At 40.9% G+C, this 21,261-nt stretch carries 20 protein-coding genes; 8 read left to right on the top strand and 12 right to left on the bottom strand.

Going from position 1 to position 21,261, the window contains the following annotated elements; all coding sequences use genetic code 11:
• Nucleotides 1–390: 390 nt before the first annotated feature.
• Both QQK06_RS08770 and QQK06_RS08765 read left to right on the top strand, forming a co-directional pair.
• Nucleotides 391–1,914, top strand: coding sequence for a YifB family Mg chelatase-like AAA ATPase (locus QQK06_RS08770; RefSeq protein ID WP_284244285.1), 1,524 nt, complete (start codon nt 391–393; stop codon nt 1,912–1,914).
• Between the two features lie 78 nt (nt 1,915–1,992).
• Entirely contained in the window at nt 1,993–2,454 is a 462-nt protein-coding gene (locus tag QQK06_RS08765) for a hypothetical protein (protein ID WP_284244284.1), read from the top strand.
• Nucleotides 2,455–2,459: 5 nt separating this feature from the next.
• On the opposite strand, the gene ilvY is transcribed toward QQK06_RS08765, so the two are convergent.
• Nucleotides 2,460–3,344 (bottom strand): HTH-type transcriptional activator IlvY, encoded by an 885-nt coding sequence (gene ilvY, locus QQK06_RS08760; protein WP_284244283.1) that lies wholly within the window; start codon nt 3,342–3,344, stop codon nt 2,460–2,462.
• A 176-nt stretch (nt 3,345–3,520) separates the two neighbouring features.
• Here ilvY and ilvC point away from each other — a divergent pair, with 176 nt between their 5' ends.
• Entirely contained in the window at nt 3,521–5,005 is a 1,485-nt protein-coding gene (gene ilvC, locus QQK06_RS08755; RefSeq protein WP_284244282.1) for a ketol-acid reductoisomerase, read from the top strand.
• A gap of 109 nt (nt 5,006–5,114) precedes the next feature.
• Here ilvC and QQK06_RS08750 read toward each other — a convergent pair whose 3' ends face one another.
• Entirely contained in the window at nt 5,115–5,945 is an 831-nt protein-coding gene (locus QQK06_RS08750) for an alpha/beta hydrolase family protein (protein ID WP_284244281.1), read from the bottom strand.
• Nucleotides 5,946–6,106: 161 nt separating this feature from the next.
• Between QQK06_RS08750 and waaA the strand changes: the two genes are divergently transcribed.
• Nucleotides 6,107–7,414 (top strand): lipid IV(A) 3-deoxy-D-manno-octulosonic acid transferase, encoded by a 1,308-nt coding sequence (gene waaA, locus QQK06_RS08745; RefSeq protein ID WP_284244280.1) that lies wholly within the window; start codon nt 6,107–6,109, stop codon nt 7,412–7,414.
• Here waaA and QQK06_RS08740 read toward each other — a convergent pair.
• Complete coding sequence (locus QQK06_RS08740; RefSeq protein WP_284244279.1) at nt 7,411–8,478, bottom strand: glycosyltransferase family 9 protein; 1,068 nt, start codon at nt 8,476–8,478, stop codon at nt 7,411–7,413. The two genes, waaA and QQK06_RS08740, sit on opposite strands and share 4 nt — an antisense overlap.
• 50 nt (nt 8,479–8,528) lie before the next feature.
• Between QQK06_RS08740 and QQK06_RS08735 the strand changes: the two genes are divergently transcribed.
• Nucleotides 8,529–9,269, top strand: coding sequence for a 3-deoxy-D-manno-octulosonic acid kinase (locus QQK06_RS08735; protein ID WP_284244278.1), 741 nt, complete (start codon nt 8,529–8,531; stop codon nt 9,267–9,269).
• 26 nt (nt 9,270–9,295) lie between these two features.
• Here QQK06_RS08735 and QQK06_RS08730 read toward each other — a convergent pair whose 3' ends face one another.
• Nucleotides 9,296–9,952: a TetR/AcrR family transcriptional regulator gene (locus QQK06_RS08730; RefSeq protein WP_284244277.1), complete on the bottom strand. Its 657-nt coding sequence runs from the start codon at nt 9,950–9,952 to the stop codon at nt 9,296–9,298.
• 171 nt (nt 9,953–10,123) lie between these two features.
• On the opposite strand from QQK06_RS08730, the gene coaD reads away from it, so the two are divergent.
• A complete protein-coding gene (gene coaD / locus QQK06_RS08725) occupies nt 10,124–10,606 on the top strand; it encodes a pantetheine-phosphate adenylyltransferase (RefSeq protein WP_284246597.1) in 483 nt (160 codons plus the stop codon).
• A gap of 43 nt (nt 10,607–10,649) precedes the next feature.
• On the top strand, nt 10,650–11,078 hold the full coding sequence (locus tag QQK06_RS08720) for a DUF6491 family protein (RefSeq protein ID WP_284244276.1): 429 nt from the start codon (nt 10,650–10,652) through the stop codon (nt 11,076–11,078).
• An 11-nt stretch (nt 11,079–11,089) separates the two neighbouring features.
• On the opposite strand, the gene mutM is transcribed toward QQK06_RS08720, so the two are convergent.
• The 3 genes from mutM to QQK06_RS08705 are packed head-to-tail and all read right to left on the bottom strand — an operon-like array spanning nt 11,090 to nt 13,334.
• Complete coding sequence (gene mutM, locus QQK06_RS08715; protein WP_284244275.1) at nt 11,090–11,905, bottom strand: bifunctional DNA-formamidopyrimidine glycosylase/DNA-(apurinic or apyrimidinic site) lyase; 816 nt, start codon at nt 11,903–11,905, stop codon at nt 11,090–11,092.
• 12 nt (nt 11,906–11,917) lie between these two features.
• The gene (locus tag QQK06_RS08710; RefSeq protein ID WP_284244274.1) at nt 11,918–12,817 is read right to left on the bottom strand and encodes an ATP-grasp domain-containing protein; all 900 of its coding nucleotides are present in this window, start codon (nt 12,815–12,817) and stop codon (nt 11,918–11,920) included.
• A gap of 31 nt (nt 12,818–12,848) precedes the next feature.
• Nucleotides 12,849–13,334, bottom strand: coding sequence for a hypothetical protein (locus QQK06_RS08705; protein WP_284244273.1), 486 nt, complete (start codon nt 13,332–13,334; stop codon nt 12,849–12,851).
• Nucleotides 13,335–13,504: 170 nt separating this feature from the next.
• Between QQK06_RS08705 and QQK06_RS08700 the strand changes: the two genes are divergently transcribed.
• Nucleotides 13,505–15,250, top strand: a complete 1,746-nt coding sequence (locus QQK06_RS08700) for a DUF885 domain-containing protein (protein WP_284244272.1) — start codon at nt 13,505–13,507, stop codon at nt 15,248–15,250.
• Nucleotides 15,251–15,839: 589 nt separating this feature from the next.
• Here QQK06_RS08700 and QQK06_RS08695 read toward each other — a convergent pair.
• The 5 genes from QQK06_RS08695 to ubiE form a co-directional block, all read right to left on the bottom strand.
• Nucleotides 15,840–17,726 (bottom strand): metallophosphoesterase family protein, encoded by a 1,887-nt coding sequence (locus tag QQK06_RS08695; protein WP_284244271.1) that lies wholly within the window; start codon nt 17,724–17,726, stop codon nt 15,840–15,842.
• Between the two features lie 49 nt (nt 17,727–17,775).
• On the bottom strand, nt 17,776–18,150 hold the full coding sequence (locus QQK06_RS08690) for a response regulator (protein WP_284244270.1): 375 nt from the start codon (nt 18,148–18,150) through the stop codon (nt 17,776–17,778).
• A gap of 90 nt (nt 18,151–18,240) precedes the next feature.
• On the bottom strand, nt 18,241–19,806 hold the full coding sequence (gene ubiB, locus QQK06_RS08685; protein WP_284244269.1) for a ubiquinone biosynthesis regulatory protein kinase UbiB: 1,566 nt from the start codon (nt 19,804–19,806) through the stop codon (nt 18,241–18,243).
• The gene (locus tag QQK06_RS08680; protein WP_284244268.1) at nt 19,799–20,458 is read right to left on the bottom strand and encodes a ubiquinone biosynthesis accessory factor UbiJ; all 660 of its coding nucleotides are present in this window, start codon (nt 20,456–20,458) and stop codon (nt 19,799–19,801) included. Before QQK06_RS08680 ends, ubiB begins: the two co-directional genes overlap by 8 nt.
• 3 nt (nt 20,459–20,461) lie before the next feature.
• Nucleotides 20,462–21,253, bottom strand: a complete 792-nt coding sequence (gene ubiE, locus QQK06_RS08675) for a bifunctional demethylmenaquinone methyltransferase/2-methoxy-6-polyprenyl-1,4-benzoquinol methylase UbiE (RefSeq protein WP_284244267.1) — start codon at nt 21,251–21,253, stop codon at nt 20,462–20,464.
• Nucleotides 21,254–21,261: the final 8 nt, after the last annotated feature.

The raw sequence follows: 21,261 nt of genomic DNA, 5'->3' as shown, positions 1-21,261 counted from the left end.
TTAGTTGTTACCTTAAAACGAAAAACCCCCCGGTCCTTTCGGAGCGGGGGGTTTGTATATTTTCAGTGAGTTTTATTTAGCTCAACAAACGACCCCGCGATGATTGAATAATCACCACGACGAGAATGTTAATAATCACTAGGCTAAATTTTTTCATTTTATTTATGCAGAAACTCTGAAATTTTATTAAAAATTTTGGCTGTTTTTCAGCCTTATTAAATTAGTACCATAGCTCTAATTGATAGTGCAAGTTTTTTTGTTAGCGTTTTTTCTTGGTTGAATTGTTTTTTAGTTATAAGCCGGCCGGAGAATATTTCTTATGGCGGTTCGCATATTCAGCTTTTGCTGGCTACACTGTTGAATTAGGGATTGAATTAAAAATGGAATTTTATGTCTCTTGCCCGTGTATATTCTCGGGCGCGTATGGGATTAGACGCGCCCTTAGTCACCGTTGAAGTTCATTTAGCCAATGGTTTACCCGCTTTTAATATTGTTGGTTTGCCTGAAACTTCAGTACGTGAATCGAAAGATAGAGTGCGCAGTGCTTTAATAAACTGTGGCTATGAGTTTCCTGCTAAACGCATCACCATTAACCTTGCCCCTGCTGATTTGCCAAAAGAAGGTGGTCGTTTTGATTTGCCTATCGCGTTAGGCATTCTCGCTGCTGCTGAGCAGATCCCGGTGCAAGATTTGGAACATTATGAATTTGCCGGTGAACTGGCTTTATCTGGTGAACTGCGCCCAGTAATTGGTGAAATTCCCATGGCGTTGGCCACTAGTGCTGCCAATCGTGCCTTGGTTTTACCTTATCAAAATGCTGAGCAGGCAAGTTGGGTGCGAGAAGCGAAAATATTTGCCCTTCGTCATTTAAATGAACTTTATCGACACTTGCTAAAACAGCAAGCTTTGCCATTAGTTGAGGCGAAGCAGAATTTAGAGCCGGAGTTCACCGATCAGTTAGATATGGCGGATGTTATTGGTCAGCCATTAGCCAAGCGAGCGTTAGAAATTGCTGCTTGCGGCGGACATAATTTGCTGTTTATTGGCCCTCCGGGGACTGGAAAAACCATGCTCGCCAGTCGTTTACCGGGTATTTTACCTGAAATGACTGATCAGGAAGCATTGGAAGTTGCAGCAATTCAGTCAATCAGTCATCAAACTATTGATAGTCAGTCTTGGTTTACCCGACCGTTCAGAGCTCCACATCATACCGCCTCATCTGCGGCACTTGTTGGTGGAGGCAGTCAGCCACAACCAGGAGAAATTTCGTTAGCCCATCATGGGGTGTTATTTTTAGATGAGTTACCGGAGTTTGAGCGTAAAGTGCTGGACGTGTTAAGAGAACCGATGGAGTCTGGTGCTGTAACTATTTCACGTGCTTTGCACAAGCAAACCTATCCGGCACAGTTTCAGTTGGTGGCAGCGATGAATCCGAGTCCAACCGGGTTTTACAATGATAAACGCAGCACGCCAGAGCAGGTTTTGCGCTATCTTAATCGTTTATCAGGGCCGTTTCTCGATCGTATTGATATTCAGGTCGAAGTGGCTCGTTTGCCACGAGGCATGTGGAGTCATCATCCGGAAAAAAATGAAAGCAGTCGGCAAATTCGTCAGCGGGTGCAGCAAAGTCGGACGATGCAATTGCGCCGGCAGGGAAAAGCGAATGCTCAGTTAACCAGTAGTGAGATCAGGCAATATTGTCGGCTGAGTGGAGACGATAATGAGTTTCTTGAACTAGCGGTAGAAAAGTTTGGTTTATCGACTCGGGCTCATCATAAAATTTTGAAAATAGCCCGTACTTTAGCTGATATCGAAGGTGAACGCGTTATTCAGCATGCTCATTTGATTGAAGCGTTATCTTACCGGGCAATGGATCGCATACTACGGCACTTAACCGATGCCGTTTCGGCTTAACTAGATGTATTGAAATTGGCAATATTTATGGTATACCCTCTCTAAATGTTCTAGTCAAATTTTCCAGTGACAAGGCGGATGCAGTTAATATTTGATCATAAAAAATTTTGGTTAGTGAAATCACCCTATATTATTCTGAGTATATTGTTTGTTGCTGATTACATATTTTTTCCACCAGAAACATGGCACCATGAACCGACCATGTTCAGAAGAACTGTTTTGATTTATGTAGGATTGTTAGTTCCGCCGATAACAGTTTTTTATCTGATTAAAGATTATTTTTCAGCGAAGCATATTAGTGTCAATTTTAATAATTTAACCATCACTGCTGGTAAAAAAGTAACATCACTAGTAGGTGTGAGAAAAGTTTTTTATAAGCACAAAAGCTTTTTTAAGCTATTCAAGTTTTCATTTGTGGAAATTGATATGGTCTATGAAATCCCTTATTGGTACAGCCCTGTGGATAAACAGGAGCTTGATTTGATGTCACTGGAAAGCGCTTGTAACAAGAATCACATTAAGCTGATACGTTTAAAATAAATGATTTAATCTGGGTTAATCGCCTGTAAAAAAGCCTGTATTAGTTTTTGTTCACGCTGTTGATTTAAACAGCAAATGCCGAGTTCAAATGGCTCAATCTCGCCGACATTTGCCAGATACTGCACTCGGTCTTTAACCGGGCTGTTCTCCACTACTACCTTGGGTGCTATACCGACACCACAGCCTAAGGCAACCATACTCACTAATGCTTCGTGGCCGGAAACAGTGGCATAAATATGCGGTTTGCCTTGCTGGCGCCGGCGATACCAGTAATCAAAACGTTTTCTTGCCACGCCGTGTTCGGGCAATATCATTGGAATGTCTGTCCAGGGAATAATCGTTTGTTTGACTTGTTGTTGTACTTGGCAAGCCATGACTGGGGCAATCACGGCGAGTGGAATTTGCGCTAGAGGTTGAAAATAAAATAATCGAGATAAGTTTTCAGGTCTGACGGCGATGGCGATGTCGACGGATTGTTGTTGTATTTGTGAAAAAGCATCGGCGGCATCACCGGTAGTTAACATAATTTCAACCAGTGGATGCTGTTGGCGAAAACGTTCCAGCAACGGAGGTAAATGACTGTATGCTGCTGTTACTGAGCAAAAGATATGCAGTGTGCCTTGTAGCTGTGCCTGTTTTTCATTCAGCGCTAATTGCAATAATTGCCACTGCTCAAGTTGCTGCTGAGCAAATTGCAAAAACTGCCTGCCAGCATCAGTTAGTGCGACAGAACGATTATCACGTATCAGTAGTTCGCAACCTAATTCTGTTTCGATGCGCTGAATTGCCCGACTTAGTGTCGACGGACTGACATGATGTGCTTCAGCGGTTTTACCAAAGTGCAGGCTTTGCGCTAAATGGCAAAACATGGTTAATGCTTTTTGCTCCAAAATAACTCTCTTTCTATGCTGGTTCGATAAGATTATTGCGTAATTTGCAACGTAATGGTGCAAATATATCATTTTAAGCAATATTAGTATTGCGCTAAGCTAAGTGCAAGTGAAGAAAAGTTAACATTCTTTTGCAGCTCATCTGAGCAAAGCATCAGATGATTGAGGATAACCGCATGAGCAACTATTTTAATACCTTAAGTTTACGTGAAAAATTAGCCCAGTTGGGTAAATGTCGCTTTATGAAGCGAGAAGAGTTTAGCGATGGCTGTAATTTTATTAAAGACTGGAATATTGTCATCGTCGGTTGTGGTGCCCAGGGACTTAACCAGGGGCTGAATATGCGTGATTCAGGGTTAAATATTTCGTATGCCTTGCGTGAAGCGGCAATCGCTGAGAAGCGTCAGTCGTGGCAATGGGCAACGGAAAATGGTTTTACTGTTGGCACCTATGAAGAGCTTATTCCACAAGCAGATTTGGTACTAAACTTAACGCCGGATAAACAGCATACCTCGGCGGTTAATGCGGTAATGCCACATATGAAACATGGTGCGACTTTGGCGTATTCACACGGTTTTAATATTGTTGAAGAAGGCATGCAAATTCGTCCTGATATCACGGTTGTGATGGTGGCACCTAAGTGTCCTGGTACCGAAGTGCGTGAAGAATATAAGCGTGGTTTCGGTGTGCCTACCTTGATCGCTGTGCATCCGGAAAACGATCCGCAAGGTAATGGTTTGGCGATTGCTAAGGCTTATGCTTCAGCAACCGGTGGTGATCGTGCTGGTGTGCTTGAGTCGTCATTTATCGCCGAAGTAAAATCGGACTTAATGGGTGAGCAAACCATTTTATGTGGCATGTTACAAACTGCCGCGGTATTAGGTCATCAGCAATTACTGGCGCTTGGCGTTGAAGCTGGTTATGCCCGTAAATTATTACAATATGGCATTGAAACGGTGACTGAAGGGTTAAAGCACGGCGGTATTACTAACATGATGGATCGTTTGTCGAATCCGGCAAAGATCCGTGCTTTTGATATGTCGGAACAGTTGAAAGGCATTTTACGTCCACTGTTTGAAAAGCATATGGACGATATTATTGAAGGTCGTTTTTCTGCCACTATGATGGAAGATTGGGCAAATGATGATGCTAACTTATTGAAATGGCGAGCAGAAACCGCTGAAACTTCGTTTGAATTAGCACCAGATTGTGAGCAAGAAATTAATGAACAAGAGTACTATGATAAAGGTATTTTTGTTGTCGCCATGGTGAAGGCTGGGGTTGAATTGGCGTTTGAATCTATGGTCGCGGCAGGCATTATCGAAGAATCAGCTTATTATGAATCTTTGCATGAAACACCATTGATTGCTAACTGTATTGCTCGTAACAAGCTTTATGAAATGAACGTGGTAATTTCAGATACTGCAGAATATGGTAATTATCTATTTACTCATGCTGCGCAGCCGTTATTAAAAGACTTTGTTAGCCAGTTAACTTTGGAAGATTTAGGTCAAGGTCTAAACGAAAGCTCTAATGGTGTTGATAATGTCCGTTTGATTGAAGTGAATGAAGCGATCCGCAGTCATAGCGTCGAAGCTGTCGGTAAAGAGTTACGTGGCTATATGACAGATATGAAACGTATTGTTGAATCGGCATTATAGCTTGCTGTTATCAGCAACGCGGTAACGATTCTCTGGAGAATAGGGCGTATGATTTTTCAGTTTAACATTGAGATTAAACTGAAAAGTTATACGCCCTAATGCTTTGATGTTAACGACGCTGAGCGAGGGAATTGCTTAACCACAGAGCGATATCCTGAGCTAAAAAAGCGTTACCTTTTAATAATGACTGGCCTTGTCGGGTGCCTTTAAATAGTTTTAATGTTGAGCGACGTTCCCCATTCCATTCAAATAGTTCTTTAGCTGTTTGATAGGTGTCTGTGTGGTGCACTGAAGCGATAAAGTAAATAGGAATATCGATCAGGTTTTTAAAATGCTCTTTTTCCATATAGTTGAGTGTTGGGGTGAGCATGACAAAACTGTTGATGCGGATATTTTCGGCCAGAAAAATTGCCTGTGCCGCAGAACACCCCGCTGAAATCACAGCGACTTCATGCTTATTACTAATGCGGGTACGTAAATAATTATAGGCGGCTAAAACATCACTTTGCCAGTATGAGGTTAATCGGCTGACTTCTGATTGATAAACGCTAATCTCTTTGGCATTACGTTTGATTTTCAGGTGGGAAAATTCGTCGGAAATACTCTCCCCGTAACCGCGTAAATCTAACGCTAAAGTATGTAAACCATGGCGTGATAATTGTTTGGCTAGTTCGGTATAATCAGCACTGTCGTGACTGCAATCATGTAATAATAACACCCCTGCATGTTCTTCTTTACCGCCGTAATATTTGCCGGCGAGCATAAAGTTTTGCGTGGTCATAAATTTGACTTGGTTAACATCAACCGACGCTTGCTCGGTTGTTGCCTCTGTTGTATTCGCCTGCTGGGCAAATACCTGGGCTGATAACGAACCATAGCTTAGATAACATAAAGCGCTGTAGATGAGATGTTTGCCGAAGATAGCGAGAGCCTTTTTCAAAACATTTCCTTAAATTATCAAGCGTTAGTGCATTATTAGAGTAACGTAATCTGCGACTAACGGCTAGTATCTGCGTTATTGTCAGATTATGTCGTTCGTTATTTAAGTATTATTCTTCTATAACGTATACTAGCGCGATAACTTAACGATTTTTTTTATTTGTGCATTATTTTATTAGCTTATTGCTTTATCGTATCTTATTGCTGCTGTTATTACCTGTACTGATAGTGGTATTACTTTTACGTTCAATCAACCATCCACAATATCGCTATCGTATTTTCGAACGTTTAGGGTTTGTTAATTCAGATTTTAAAATCGGCGGTATTGTGATCCACGCTGCCAGTGTCGGTGAAGTGATTGCGTTGAAAAGTTATATTGAATTGTTGCTACAGCAGGCACCTGAGCTAATTATCACCTTCACGACCTTTACCCCGACAGGCTCGGCGCAAGTGAAGAAGTTATTTGCTGACAGAGTGCAACATTGTTATTTACCATTAGATATCTGGCCTTGTAGCTGGTTGTTTTTAAAAGCGTTAGCCCCTAAAGCTGTGGTGTTGATGGAAACAGAACTATGGCCGAATTTAATCGCGCAATGCCACCAACGAGGAATAATATTACAGCTGATTAATGGGCGTTTATCGGATAATTCTATCAATAGTTATCGTAAATTGAGTTGGTTGATAAAACCAAGCTTGCAAAGTTTTCAACAAATACTAGCGCAAAGTAGTGACAATCAGAAAAACTTTATTGCCTTAGGTGCTGATGCTGAAAAATGTCAGGTTTCTGGTAACCTAAAATATGATCTACATATTAGTGAAACGGTCAGAAAAAAGGCCCTGCTATTAGCACAATTTATTGCTAAACAAAGAAAAATCTGGCTGGTTGCCAGCACACATCCTGGTGATGAAGAGTTGGTATTAGCCAGCTTTGCTCAACTAAAAGTTAAGTATCCCGAACTTTTATTGGTGCTGGTGCCGCGTCATCCGGAGCGTTTTGAATCAATTTATCAATTGTGTCTTGCACAGGGTTTTCAGTCGATAAAGCGTAGTACCGAGCGGCCGGTGACCAGTGAAAATGATATTTGGTTAATTGATAGCCTGGGTGAATTGCTGCCGTTATGTGGCTTGGCAGATATTGTTACTATGGGAGGTAGTTTTTCTTCTATTGGCGGCCATAACCCATTAGAACCGGCCTTGTTTAAAAAACCGATTGTTGTTGGTCATGATATGAAAAATTTCAGAGCGGTGATGAAACAATTGACGGCGAAGCAAGGGATCATGCAATTAACAACCAGAGATTCTTACTCGCGAGTACAAATGACAGATGCGCTAACTCAAGCGGTCGATCAATTGTTGCAGCAACCACAGATGATGGAGCAACTAGGACAACAGGCATTTAATGTCGTGCAGGCTAACCAAGGAGCGAGTGAATATTCAGTGCAGGCTTTGTTAGCATTAGTAAAACATTAAAATGCAAGCTCTGGGTATTGCTCTTTTAATAACAGCTGAATTTTATCTTTAACCTGATTAAACGTAATTCCCCGCATTAAATCTTTACCTTTAGCGCGAATACCCCAGGGAAGCTCTGTAAGAGGGGCATTTTGCTGTCTTTCAATTGACTCTTTATAGCAACTAACAACGTAATCTTGATAAAGGTAAGGGCCAGTACGTAACGGATTTGAATGGGCATATAAGCCGATCACTGGTGTTCCAACGGTTACTGCCATATGAGCGGGTCCGGTATCCGGCGCTATTACCAGATGAGCGAGCTTTAACATCGCCAGTAATTGTTTTAACGAGGTTTTACCAACTAAGTTGTGCAGCCGGTGGTTACTGAGACTAATGATTTCTTCAGCAAGTAGTTTTTCCTGAGTGGTTGGGCCGCCGCATATAATGATATCAAAACCATGCTCGGCTAAATAATCAGCAGTCTTCGCGTAGCCTTCACTGTGCCAGTTGCGTTCTGCTTTACTGGCAGCTGGTGCAAGTACGGCTATGGGCTTTGATGTGCTTAATGCTTCACTGGCCCAAAGCATGTCTTCATCAGCTATTGGTATTTCCCAACTCGGTGGTTGTGATGGTACGCCAAGCGCTTGAGCAAAGCCTAAAAAGCCTTCTAACACATGTGGATTTTTCAGTGGCGCTACTTTTTTATTAGTAAATAGCCATTGCCCTTCTTTGGCGCGAAAATGGTCGAAGCCTATTTTCACTTTTGCTGGAATACATAGGCTGGCAAGGCTTGCGCGTAATGCTACCTGCATGTGTAATAACACATCAAAGTTACGGCCTTTTAACGTTTTTCGTAACTCTTGGTAGCCTGTAAAGCCTGCCTTTTTATCAAAAATAACAAACTCTACGTTAGGCAAGCCCTGTAATAATGCTGCTTCTATTTTTCCGATCACCCAAGTGATTTTAATATTTGGCCAATGCCGTTGAATTTGTTGCACCATAGCAACGGCATGACAAACATCTCCGATAGCGGAAAGTCGTAAAATACATAAATTATTTACTTGAGCTAATTGACCCGGGTTCAATGAATCACCACAATATACAAGGATAACATTACTAACTAGGCCGTATTATCTTGAACTCTCCACTAATTGTAAATTATTGTCAGCAAAAAGTTTTTCAACAAGATAATTGTTATTGCCTTTATGATAGCGATCAGGTGAAAAATTTCACACCGCAAATGTTTGAAGCCGACTATTGGCAACAGCGTAATGCTGTTAACGGTACCGCACAAGGACGAGGCACCACCTACTTTATTCAGCATCAACAGCAGCAATGGGTGTTAAGGCATTATTACCGAGGAGGGTTAATTGGTAAGCTTATACACGACAGTTATTTGTTTACTGGTTATCAAAAGACCCGAGCGGCACAGGAATTTGCTTTATTAAGTCAGTTAGCGGTATTAGGTTTACCGGCACCTAAGCCTGTAGCTTACCGTATTACACGGAGCGGTTTGACTTATCAAGCTGATATTATCAGCGAACGTATTAATCACGCCAAAGATCTGGTGGCATTGCTGAGTGAACAAACATTAGCGGCAGCGAGTTGGCGTGCGATTGGACATTGTATTCAGCGATTCCATCAACAAGGGATCTATCATCATGACCTCAATGCTCATAATATTTTAATCGATGATCAGGAAAAAATTTGGCTAATTGATTTCGATCGGGGGGAGCAGCGTAAACCTGCACAACAGTGGCAGCAACAGAATATGGACCGGTTGTTGCGCTCATTTAATAAGGAATGCCTTAAATTTTCGCAATTTCATTGGCAACCTGATAATTGGCGACAGCTGATGGAGGGCTATTTGAGTTAATACTACATTAACTCAGTAGGTGCATCTTAAGCTGCGTTTAACGCATCTTGATGACGTTGCTGATACATGTTGCGTGCTTCAAGAAAGTCAGCTTTAGCAGATGCTGTGATATAAGGGCGTAACAAGACCAAAATTTTCAATACCCCTTCAAAAAACACTGAGTCGTTAATTTCGGTATTTTCTGTTTGGGTTTGATAAAAACTTAACCAGAAAGTATTGATCAAACGTAAAATACTGACGATATCTGCTAGTTCGTCATCCTCAAAGGTCATCATATTCGCATCACGGAGCGATACCAGCATTTCACTTAAACGTTTAGATATCGTGTGTTGCACTTCAACATATTTTTCGTGCAATAACGGATTTTTGGCCAGTAATACCGGCAAGTTCGCATAGAAAAAACGAAACTTCATTAATGCCTGAAACACTGCATCCATATAGAGGATAATCGTATCTAACGGCTTCATTTCAGGATTTACTTGCGGGAAGGTTTCTAACAACAGGTTGCGGGCATATTCTTCGTAGATGGAGAGGATAATGTCTTCTTTATTGCGAAAATGATAATAAAGATTACCCGGACTAATGCCTAAATGAGCAGCGATATGATTAGTGGTAACGTTGCGCTCACCTTGTTCATTAAATAACTCGATACTGGCTTGAATTATTTTATCGCGAGTTTTCATGCTCTTATACTTCTGTTTAATTAGTCGATTTGCTTATAATACTATCAATGTTTATCGGATTAAAAGTCTTTTCGAGTAAATACTTTAACACCTTTGACACTATCTTAGTTGTCATTGCCCTAAGCTCGGCACTACAATGAAGGTTATTAATCAATGAATGATAGTAAGACAATGACAGTTAAAGCAATTTACCCTGGCACTTTTGACCCGGTTACCAATGGCCACACTGACTTAATCGAACGAGCGAGTCAGTTATTTTCACAGGTTATTGTTGGGGTGGCGGCAAGCCCTAGTAAGCAACCCAGATTTGATTTAGCACAGCGGGTTGCCATGATTGAAGAAGTCACCAAAGAGTTAGCGAACGTTACTGTTGTTGGTTTTAGTGGTCTGCTAGTGGATTTTGCTAAACAGCATCAGGCGAATGTCTTGATCCGAGGCTTGCGAGCAGTATCTGATTTTGAGTATGAATTTCAGCTGGCGAATATGAACCGGCGTTTATATCCGAAGCTTGAGAGTGTGTTTTTAACGCCGGCAGAAGAAAACTCATTCATTTCGTCGACATTAGTGAAGGAAGTGGCCTTGCATCATGGCGATGTTAGTCAGTTTGTTCATCCGGTCGTTAAACAGGCTCTGGAAGCCAAACTATCAAAGTAAACTACTAGCTTATAATAAAGATATCACTCGATTGAGGAAGGTTATGATGAGCTTTTTAAAACTGGTAGTACTCAGCGTTTTGTTATCGGCTTGTGCGCACAATGACAAGTCGGCGTTTGCGGAAAAAGATCAAGCGTTGCGCGAATATATTGTGAGTAATGCACTTAATTCTGTTAAGCAGGTTAATTCATTTCGATTTTATGGTTGGAACAGCTTAAGTAATGACTTTATTGTCCTTTCCTCTTCACCTAGGCGTCGGTATCTTATTGAATTGTCTGGGTTTTGCCATGATATTCCCTGGGCGCATACTATCATAGTGAATCGTGGTCATGATACGAGCCTTCATGCGCGTTTTGATTCGGTGTCGGCAGTTGATTCGCCAGAAATTAAGTGCATCATTAAAACCATATACCCAATAACTAAAGCGCAGTTTAAAGATATTCAAACGATTGATAAGCCAGCAGAAGAATAGCTCTTTATTTGCTAATCCGTTTGACAGTTGGGGCAAAAAACCGAGCTACGGTTACTTTGTCGGATTTCTTCTAACGATGTCTTACAATTCATACATGGCTTGCCTGCGCGTCCGTATACCATTAATTCTTGTGCAAAATAGCCGGGCTTACCATCTGACTGGGTAAAGTCCTTTAACGTTGTCCCGCCTTGTTCAATTGCTGCCGCTAATACCTTTTTAATGATGTCAGTGAGGCGATCAAAACGCTGTTCATTAATGTCAGTTGCAAGCGTGGTTGGTAAAATACCGGCTTGAAATAAGGCTTCATTAGCGTAAATATTACCGACGCCGACCACGATTTGATTATTCATTAAAAAGGTTTTAATGGGGACTTTACGTTTTTGTGCTTTTTGGTAAAGGTAACCATAAGTAAAATCATCGCTCAGTGGCTCAGGTCCAAGTTTAGCTAAAATCCCCTGATGATCTATGTGTTGTTCAAACCATAATACTGCGCCAAAGCGTCGCGGATCGTTAAGGCGCAATATTTTGCCGTGGGCAAATACTAAATCAAAATGATCATGCTTTTTTACAGCGACGCTACTATCAACAACTCTAACTGTGCCTGACATGCCAAGATGTAATAATAAAGTGCCGTGGGAGAATTTCAGCAATAAGTACTTAGAACGACGTTCAATCGCCTCCACTTTGTGATTTACCAGTTGCTGTACTTCGTCAGGTATTGGCCAGCGTAATTGTTTATGACGCACCTGCACGTTAATGACTTGCTGGTTTAGAATGTGAGGGGTGATACCGAGTCGGCATACTTCTACTTCTGGTAATTCTGGCATAATTGTTTTCTATTAAAGGCTGAGTCGGTTCATTCTGGTGACAAAAGCTTGAGCAAAGCGCTCAGCTGATTGATTATCCATATTAAAATACAGTGAAGGTTCAATTAGTTCCGCCTCCATTAACGCAAATTGCTCGCCAAAACGGACAAGATCGACCCGAGCGTATAAAGGCATTTGATGCTGCTTGGCGATAGCATCAAGACATTGTGTTGCTTGCTCAACTAATTTGGCTTCCGGCGCTATGGCTGCCAATCGACCACCATGTTCTTCTTGCACACGAAAATCATCATTTTTTGGTGTTTTTAGAATGGCATGGCTATATTGTCCGTTGAAATAAAAAAGTGAGTACTCACCTTCTGTAATAATGTTTTCCATAAATGGTTGAACCATATAGTCGCGATTAGCAAATGCGCTATTGATTGCTGGTAATTTTACGGCTATCTCGTTTTCCTTGAGCCAGAAAGTATTATCGGCATTGGCACTAATACGAGGTTTTATTATTAGCTGCTGGCAATTTAGTTGTGCAAAATAACTAGTGATGTTATCACAGGTAAGTTGTTTGTCAGTTAAGCGCTGATGCCAAAGTGTAGGAACTAAAGTGACACCATTTTTTTCTAAATCTTGCAGGTAAATTTTATCAATATTCCAGCGCACTATATTGAGGTTGTTTTCTAGGTGGGCGGAAGATTGTTCAATCTGTTCAAGCACTCTGAGAAACGCTGGCGCATCATCCTGATAATCCCAAGGGGTACGAATAATCACCGCATGGTAATTATTCCAGTCAACATTTTTACTACGCCAGGAAACGGTTTCCGTTTGCCAACCTAATGCTAATAACGGCGCTTCTATGAGAGTATCGTAACTTTCAAAATCATCTAAACAGTCCATGGAAAGTATTGCGCATTTTTTCATGTTGTTATCCTGCTGTTTTTATCAAGTTGCTTTAGGAATTAAAGAGCTGTTCTGGCAAAAGTTGTTGGTAAATCGGTAGGGCTAAGGCATACCAGAGTTTATCCTGATGGTGATAAATCAATAATTGCTGTTCTGCGATATGTAAAGTTAATACGTTAGCTTGTGCCTGCCCTGCTACTTCAATACTGATGATCAGTCCCAACTGTGGATCAATATTATCTGGAGGGGCAATCTTATCTCCCTCAAGCCGCTGCCAACTTAACATCATTTGCTCGAGCGCCTGACCACTAAGAGCGGGGGGGGTAGCTCGCCAGCTGTTGCCGATACGTTCAACTTTGATTTGTTGATTCAGGGTAAGGGTTAAAATAACGCTATTTTCACCTAAAATATAATGATTTTCCGGCAAGCTTGTCCTGCTGGTAAAAACATTATCATGGGTGGCATTGATCAATAAAATAAAGCCCATGACGGCAAAAATAATAATATTGTTCCAGCCTGCACGAGAAAATTTAATCATGGAAATCATCTAACTATTGTTACTAAGTGTTTAAACTAGCATAAAGTGACCCCAGGTTCATTAATTTACATTTAGCGACAATAATCCTAGTGAAATTTTCACTGGTGATTAGACTTAACCTTGCTATTTTCATTACACTATAGCGAATTAAAATAACAACAGGTGTTGAAATGAAACGTACCCTAATTAAGTCGCTCGTGCTTAGCGTTAGTACCTTATGTGCTAGTGTCACTAGTGCCTTTGAATTAAGTGCCAGTGAGCGTTTACAACAATTGCTGCAAGAACATTGGCAAACTGCGAATAAAGAACAAGTATTTTTCCGTAAAGATCCTGATGCTTTTCGCATGAATGGCAAATTGCCGGAAATGTCACAACATGGCAGAGATCGTCGTCAGGCATACAATACCAAATTACTAAAGCGCTTAGATAATATTGCGTTGGAACAGTTGACGCCTGAAGAGCAAGTCACTTATCGTTTGTTTAAATATGAGCGTCAAACTGAGGCAAAAAGTTATCAGCAGCTGGATCATTTCTATCCGCTCACTTATTACAGTGGCTTCCACAGTTATTTTGCTGGTGCACCAGCTAATATGTCCTTTTTAACGAAAAAGGATTACCAGAACTATTTAATCAGTTTGGCAGATTTTCCACGTTATAATCAGGAACATATTGTTGATTTAAAACAAGCGATTAAAGCAGGTCATACCCATTATTGTGAAACCTTTAAAAATTACCATAAAGGGATCAGCAAGCATATCGTTGACGATGTTACTCAAAGTGATTTTTACGGTCCGATAGCGAACTTACCAGCAAACTTTTCGCAGCAGGATAAAGCGTATTTTACTGAACAAACTACGTCATTGATTAAAGAAAAAGTGATTCCTGAGTATCAGAAGTTTTATGATTTCTTTACTCAGGAATATATGCCGCACTGTCGTAAAACTGTAGGTATCAGCGAGTTATCTGGGGGGAAAGACTATTATAAATATTTGATCGAGTTTTATACCACCACAGATATGACGGCAGATGAAATACATCAGTTAGGGCTAGATGAAGTAAAACGCATTCGTGGTGAGATGCAGGCGATTATTAATAAAGTTGGTTTTAAAGGGGATTTTAAAGCCTTTATTAAATTTTTACGCACTGATGAAAGGTTCTATACGGATTCTGAGCGCGATATGCTGGAAAAAGCCAGTTATATTACCCGTAAAATGGCGGCACAATTGCCTAAGTGGTTCTCGGTACTACCAAGACAGACCTTTGATATTAAACCCGCACCAAATGGCGGTGCTTACTATGTTGCTTCCGACGGTAGTGGCACGACTTCAGGTACTTACTTTTTAGATACTAAAGATTTAAAAAGCCAGCCGTTATATACGCTTGAAGCCTTAACTTTCCATGAAGCTGAACCTGGCCATCATTTTCAAAGTGCAATAGCGCAGGAAGTGGACATGCCAGAATTTAGAAAAACTTTGTACCACGCCGCTTATGGTGAAGGTTGGGGACTTTACTCTGAGCGTTTAGGTAAAGAGATCGGTTTTTATCAGGATCCTTATAGTGACTTTGGTCGTTTAACTTATGAAGCATGGCGCGCTTGCCGTTTAGTGGTTGATACCGGTATGCATGCTAAAGGCTGGTCACGCCAGCAAGCAATTGATTATTTAGCGGAAAATACAGCCTTGAGTATGGCGGATGTTATTGGTCAAATCGACCGTTATATCAGTTGGCCAGGTCAGGCTTTGGCTTATAAAATTGGTGAAATCAAGATCCGTGAATTACGTGCTCTTGCAGAACAGGAACTCGGTGATAAATTTAATATCCGTTTATTCCATGATCAGCTGTTAAAAAATGGTAGTTTGCCGATGGCATTACTAGAAGAGTTAACGAAAGATTGGATCAAGCAGCAGAAAAGTTAGTTTAGACAGTTCTTAGTTTAATGTAACTGAACGAGAAAAATACTTAATAGCTTGGTGTTTTTTTATAGTTATATTGTCGCAGTGGCGACGGCACCCAGAAAGGGTTTACGCGAACCCTCTCTGGACTCTCCCGCGCTGCTGCAAAATGTTATTCTTACTGAAAAATTCAATCATCGAGCAAACACTTTGATGGCATGTCCCCATGCCACTGCGCTTTGCCATCATCCATGATGGCTATAGCTGTGATTGAATGTTTCATCCAGACATTTTGCCAAAGCAGACCTATGCTTCGTTCAAATTTAGTGATGAAGCTCGTTGTAATAACGAGCGTTTAAAGTTTACACCTTTCCCATCAAAGTGTTTCGTTGTGCTGGACGACGAGGATTCTTACAGGACGTAAGTTATTAGAGCAACGCAGGAGCAGTTGCCGAGTTTCCAAAGAGGAAACAGTCGTTTTTTCCTCTTTGGGTGGTGCCAACGCCCCGGCAATATAATCAGATTAGAAAACCAATGTTAGAAAGTATTTATTTCTAACTTTACACTAATGTTTGTTAACTGATTGGCATTAGGCAAATCGCCTGCTTTTTTATTACCTCTGTTCACCAAACTGGATATGCTCACCGTCTGCGGTTATTAGTTCAGCCTGAACCAATTGTTCGTTGTCGGTTAAATGGAGCAATCCGATGCCACTGCCATTATATAACTGTGCTCTTTTAGCATTATTTGGCTTACGGACGTTAACCTTCATTCGGCGTCGTTTAGTAAACCAGTTTAACGGTGAATAAGGGGCATAGAGATAGCGATTTAATTTATCCAGCCAGCGCAGTAGGCCGCTAGGAAACTGATTTTTAATACCACTGCAGGTGATCTGGACAATACGGGAACTGTTTTTACTAAACCTATGGCTAACGTCGTAGACAAAGGAATAATGCACATCGCCAGAGAGAATAATAAATTCTGGTGGCGTTTTGTTATGACGAAAAATATTGAGCATCACGTTGGCCGTACCGGAATGTGCCATCCAGTTTTCTGCATCAACCATTAACGGCTGACCGAAAAAGGTAAAAATGCGCTGTATCGCTTCGATAATTTTTACGCCATAAATCGGTGCGGGTGATACAAGAATGACTCTCGATTCACCGATCAACTCCTGCTGCATTGCTGTTAACGCTTCCCAGTCCATTAACCCGGAAGGTTTTGATGCCCGGCTTTCTGAACGCCAGCGTTGGGTTCGGGTATCCAGCACTACAAGTTTAGGTGTCGTTGCTAAACTAAAATGCCAGTCTTGCCAGCTTAATAGCTTATCGATCATTGATTCTTGCTGTTGAACACCTTGGCCGTTAAACCATAGCTTTATTTTAGCATTTAATGAGTCAAACTTATGTGGTGCATTGCCCCAGCCTTGACATAACCAGTAAGCAATTAACGAATTGCCGATAATACGCTTAGAAAATGCGTGATTATATGCCGCTTCTTCCCAGCCGCGGGTTAAGTTCCAGTCGTCGGTAATATCATGATCATCAAAAATCATATAACTGGGAATATGGGCTAGCGCCCGTCTTACCTGAGTTAAGCCTTGGATAAACTCTTTAATTGTCAGCAGTTCATCCTGATATTGTGTTTGATAACCGAGAGGAACTCTCTCTGACGAAAAATTTACTGCCTGCCATAGCTCTGGCGACCATACCAGTAAATACATCGCCAGATTTTCAGCTAATGTGACTAGATGATTTTTCGCATTGACGGAAGTAAAAATCGGTTTTTTACTGGCGGCAAATAGCTTGTCATAAACTGCTTTATTCGCTTCGGTATGAGGTAATAATTTGTCACGCTGGTAATAGCAGTATTTACTGCTGAATAACTGCTCACTGTTATTTACTACAGCACCTTGAAACTCTTCCGGATATAAACCTAAGATTTCAATTACTTGATGAATGGCAACTAACGTGGGGCCGGCAACATCATCGGCGTAAATTTGGTCACCGGACATCATAACTAATGCTGGTCGCTTATCTGCTTCAAATTGCTCAGTCGCTAATAAATCATCAATCCGGGTTAAGCCATCACCACTGTTATAATGCGGCTTTCGGCAAGAGCCATGCAACATGCTGTTAATATTATTAGGTACAACAACACTAGGTAACTTCTGTCCAGGGTATAGTAGCTCGGGTATCAGTTCGGTTAGCTGATGACTGTTTTGCTTGTCGCTGAATTCAATATCGTAATAAATAAGGCTATTGGTGGGTAATGGCTGTTGTAGTTTTAATGAAACGAGCTGAATAAAAGCGCGTTCACCTATAGCTACTGAGCTACATTCATCTGATGTTAATGGCCGTTTGACTATCGGTGCTAAGTCTTGTTGAAATAAACTAAGCGTGAGTTGATAAGGCTTAGTCGTTACTAGCCACAGGGTTAAATTATGGCTATCAAGGTGTCGAACGATTGGGCCTGCAATGATCGGAGCTAAAGAAGACAAAGTAGTATTTTATTATTATGAGTAAATTACCGCAGTGTATCAGAGCCGTTTAGTCTTTCAATAAATTATCTATTACTGTCACTAAGTCAGGCAAATTTACTGGTTTAACTAGATAGTGCTTAATGCCAATGTCAATAGCGGTTTTTTTATCATTTTCTGTGCTGTGTCCCGTACACATGATGATAGGAACTGAAGGCGCTACTTTTAATAATTGACTACTGAGCTCGTTGCCAGAGATGTTTGGCATGGTTTGATCGGTCAGCACTAAATCAAAATTTGTTGGGTTAGTGGTAAAAAGTGATAATGCTTGCTCGCCATCGAGGCAAATGCTGGTTTGATAATCAAATTCTTCGATAAATTCACGATATAAGTTAGCGATATGGGGTTCATCTTCGACGATCAGAATATGCTTTCTAAAGTCCATTTTTCACTTCGTAAATGCCATTGTCAGATAATAAAAAGATGACACTATTTAGACAAATTCGCAAGTTGAATGTAATAACTATTTGATCTTTTAGCTAAATAATATTGCAATAGTCAGCATGCTAGCAGCGAGAATAATAGTTTGTATCATTCGCAAATGTTGTTGCTGGCGTTGTTGTTGCAGTGTTTTTAACAAGGCTAATTGTTGCTGGTGACTATCTTTACTGGTTTTTAAATAATCGTAAATTAGATCGGGTATTTCGGGTAGTTTTTCATTCCAAAATGGAATATTTTCTTTGATTTTGGTAAATACGGCTTTTACCCCCATCTGCTCTTGTACCCAATTTTCCAGAAAAGGTTTGGCGGTTTGCCATAAATCTAGCTGTGGGTAGAGCTGACGCCCTAAACCTTCGATATAGAGTAAGGTTTTTTGTAATAATACCAGTTGCGGTTGCACTTCCATATTAAAGCGACGGGCGGTATTAAACAGATTCACTAATACCTGACCAAAGGAAATTTCTGCTAATGGCTTATTAAATATGGGCTCACAGACGGTGCGAATGGCAAATTCAAATTCATCAACACTAGTGCCTGCAGGCACCCAGCCTGAATCTACATGCAACTGTGCCACTTTACGGTAATCGCGGTTAAAAAAGGCGACAAAGTTCTCGGCAAGGTAGCGTTTATCTTCCCGGTTTAAGGTACCGACAATGCCACAATCTATGGCAATCCAAGTCGGATCGGCAGAATTGGTTGCGTTAACAAAGACATTACCCGGATGCATATCGGCGTGAAAAAAACTGTCACGAAACACCTGAGTAAAAAACACTTCAACACCACGTTCGGCGAGCAGCTTCATATTGACATTAAGCGCATGTAACCGGTCAATTTCTCCAACGCCAATACCATAGATACGTTCCATTACTAAGACGTTTTTAGAACAATATTGGCTATAAATTTCAGGCACATAGAGAATATGATCATATTCTCTTCCTTGGCTGAAATTACGCTGTAGCTGGATGGCGTTTGCTGCTTCTCTGTTGAGATCTAGCTCATCGAGAATGGTTTTCTTATATTCAGCAACGACTTCTTTTGGCCGTAAACGTTTGCCATCGGGCAGCCAGCGGGCTAAAAGTTTGGCAAATAACGTCATTACCTTGATATCGGCGTGAATGACTTTTTTGATATTAGGACGTAATACTTTGATCACAATCTCTTTATCATGATCATCAAGCGTTAAGGTAGCGGTATGAACTTGCGCGATTGATGCTGAGGCCAATGGCTCAAGTTCAAACGCCTGAAAGTATTGTTCAAAGGTTTGCTCACCAATGGCCTCAATAATAATTTTTTTAGCTTGCTCGCCGTTAAAAGCGGGTACTCTGTCTTGTAGCATTGCCAGTTCATTAGCAAAATCTTCTGGCAGCAGGTCTCTGCGGGTTGATAACATCTGGCCAAATTTAATAAATACTGGGCCAAGTGATTCAATCGCCAAGCGAAAGCGTAGCGCTAGTGGTTTGTCTTTGTGTTTGTTACGCAGCCAGAACAAGCTCAATCGTAGTAATTTTGTATACCAGGGCAAGGTGTTTTGCGGTAGCAGTTCGTCTAAACCATAGTGAAAAAAGGTTTTGATGATGCGGTATAAACGAAAACTACTCACTATCTTGGGTATCCTTACCAACTAGCATGCTTGAAGTGAGCATATCGTCTATATGGGTCATACGTAATTCAAGTTGATTAATGCGTTGTGCTAATTGTGAAACTTGTTGTGAAAAATCATCGATGTTATCAGATGTTATCGCAAGTTGCTGTTCGTGCACTAGGTATTCACTGGCATCTGCCTGAATTTGCTGTGCAGCAAATTGTAATTTTTGTTTGCACCAATCAGAAAACTGTCCAAGTTTATAAGTTGGAATATCTCCTATATGCTTCGCCAGTTCTGAACGCCAGTCAATGGTAATGTTTTCAAACAGGCTTGCAAAACGTTGGGCAACTTTTAAATCACCACTGATATCAAGTTTATCCTGCTTGATCAGTTCAGTTAATTGTTGGTTTTGCTGTAGCTGCTGTAATGCCGCAATATTAGATGTTAGCTGACAATCATTGTGTTCAACATTACTGGTAACTAATACTTGCTCCCCATCAACAGTTAAGGTGACGGGAAAGTTTAATTCGGTTAATTTGATCGTTAAGGTTTTTTCCGACAACTCATGCAATGCTTTGTTATTATTTATGTTTAATGTTAAAGCTTTATTGATAATAGTCTCAATTATTAGCAATAACATTTGTTGCGGCATGTGGAATGTCGACATAATTTAAAATTTATATCCTTTGTGTAATGCAACCACACCATCGGTCAAATTGGTATAACTGGTTTGCTCAAATCCTGCATCATCCATCATAGATTTTAATGTTTCCTGATCAGGGTGCATACGGATAGACTCCGCAAGGTACTGGTAACTGTCACCATCTTTGGCCACCAGTTCCCCCATTTTAGGTAAGATACTAAATGAATAAAAATCGTAGAGCTTATTGATAATTTCATGCTCTGGTTTGGAAAACTCTAATACCAGTAAGCGGCCACCAGGCTTTAATACCCGGTACATCGACCGTAATGCCATGTCTTTATCGGTGACATTACGCAGGCCAAAGGCAATGGTAATTACGTCAAAGCTATTGTCTTCAAATGGCAGGTATTGCGCATTTGCTTGGACATATTCAATATTTTGTACCAGTCCTTTATCACGTAATTTATCCCGGCCAACATTGAGCATTGAACTGTTAATATCTGCTAATATCACTTTACCTTCACGGCTAACTAATTTTGAAAACCTGGCGGTGAGATCACCAGTGCCACCCGCTAAATCTAATACTTTATTACCAGGACGAACACCACTGGCATCGATAGTGAAACGTTTCCATAAGCGGTGAATACCAAACGACATTAAGTCATTCATGATGTCATATTGCTGGGCCACAGAGTGAAATACGCTGGCAACCTTGGATTCTTTTTCCTGTTTATCGACAGTTTGATAGCCAAAGTGCGTGGTTTGCTCAGTATCAGATGAGGCAGCTTGATGCTCTGAAGGTTGTGGTGACGATGACATAGGGTGTT

Source organism: Thalassotalea insulae (assembly GCF_030161395.1).
In the GTDB taxonomy this organism is placed as follows: domain Bacteria; phylum Pseudomonadota; class Gammaproteobacteria; order Enterobacterales; family Alteromonadaceae; genus Thalassotalea_E; species Thalassotalea_E insulae.
This window is presented reverse-complemented; position numbering and strand designations above follow the sequence as displayed.

Excerpts from the sequence above, each read along its gene's own strand:
- QQK06_RS08770 (WP_284244285.1), top strand. The coding sequence starts at position 391 with ATGTCTCTTGCCCGTGTATATTCTCGGGCGCGTATGGGATTAGACGCG.
- QQK06_RS08765 (WP_284244284.1), top strand. The coding sequence starts at position 1,993 with ATGCAGTTAATATTTGATCATAAAAAATTTTGGTTAGTGAAATCACCC.
- ilvC (WP_284244282.1), top strand. The coding sequence starts at position 3,521 with ATGAGCAACTATTTTAATACCTTAAGTTTACGTGAAAAATTAGCCCAG.
- QQK06_RS08730 (WP_284244277.1), bottom strand. The coding sequence starts at position 9,952 with ATGAAAACTCGCGATAAAATAATTCAAGCCAGTATCGAGTTATTTAAT.
- coaD (WP_284246597.1), top strand. The coding sequence starts at position 10,124 with ATGACAGTTAAAGCAATTTACCCTGGCACTTTTGACCCGGTTACCAAT.
- QQK06_RS08720 (WP_284244276.1), top strand. The coding sequence starts at position 10,650 with ATGATGAGCTTTTTAAAACTGGTAGTACTCAGCGTTTTGTTATCGGCT.
- mutM (WP_284244275.1), bottom strand. The coding sequence starts at position 11,905 with ATGCCAGAATTACCAGAAGTAGAAGTATGCCGACTCGGTATCACCCCT.
- QQK06_RS08710 (WP_284244274.1), bottom strand. The coding sequence starts at position 12,817 with ATGAAAAAATGCGCAATACTTTCCATGGACTGTTTAGATGATTTTGAA.
- QQK06_RS08705 (WP_284244273.1), bottom strand. The coding sequence starts at position 13,334 with ATGATTAAATTTTCTCGTGCAGGCTGGAACAATATTATTATTTTTGCC.
- QQK06_RS08700 (WP_284244272.1), top strand. The coding sequence starts at position 13,505 with ATGAAACGTACCCTAATTAAGTCGCTCGTGCTTAGCGTTAGTACCTTA.
- QQK06_RS08690 (WP_284244270.1), bottom strand. The coding sequence starts at position 18,150 with ATGGACTTTAGAAAGCATATTCTGATCGTCGAAGATGAACCCCATATC.
- QQK06_RS08680 (WP_284244268.1), bottom strand. The coding sequence starts at position 20,458 with ATGTCGACATTCCACATGCCGCAACAAATGTTATTGCTAATAATTGAG.
- ubiE (WP_284244267.1), bottom strand. The coding sequence starts at position 21,253 with ATGTCATCGTCACCACAACCTTCAGAGCATCAAGCTGCCTCATCTGAT.